Source organism: Paraburkholderia hiiakae (assembly GCF_904848665.1).
GTDB lineage: Bacteria > Pseudomonadota > Gammaproteobacteria > Burkholderiales > Burkholderiaceae > Paraburkholderia > Paraburkholderia hiiakae.
In genome coordinates this window covers 1-544 of record NZ_CAJHCQ010000064.1, presented here as the reverse complement: position 1 = coordinate 544, position 544 = coordinate 1, and the positions used below count along the sequence as shown (strand labels likewise).

The following is a 544-nucleotide window of genomic DNA, read 5'->3' as shown; positions in this document are numbered from 1 at the left end:
CTGCTTCCATCAAGTAAGCAGCGCCTGCACCGATTTCACCGCCCGCAGCCAGTCCCTGTAACAAACGGCTGATGAGAATCAGCATCGGCGCCGCAATTCCAATTGTTCGATACGGCGGGCAAAGGGCTATCGTTGTCACGCTCGCGGCCATCATCCAGATCGTCAAGGTCAAGGCGGCCCTGCGTCCCATCCGATCTGCGTAAGCGCCGATAACCATCGCGCCGAGAGGTCGGAATAAAAAACCAACCCCGAACGTGCCGACTGCCATCAACAAGGACAGCATCGGAACCGCAGAAGGAAAAAACTGATCGCCAATCCAGCCCGCAAAGAGCCCAAAGACAGTGAAATCGAAGATTTCGAGGCAGCCGACCAGGGATGTGGCGGCAACGATCTCGAGCATGCGGCGAGAACGCAAGGTTACTGCGGATAGATTGCGGGGCATCGTGAAGACGGAATATTTTTCGAGGACACGGAGACGTGAGCCGCAACAGCGTCGCGTCGCCGCTCCTGCGCGCGTTGTACGCCAGAAAAATGGGGTATTTTC

The 544-nt window shown here is 57.0% G+C and carries 1 protein-coding gene; it reads right to left on the bottom strand.

Translation table 11 applies throughout. The annotated features are described in order from the left end of the window. A partial coding sequence (locus tag JMY28_RS38840; RefSeq protein ID WP_201701154.1) for an MFS transporter occupies positions 1-400 on the bottom strand: 400 nt, incomplete at its 3' end. Positions 401-544: the final 144 nt, after the last annotated feature.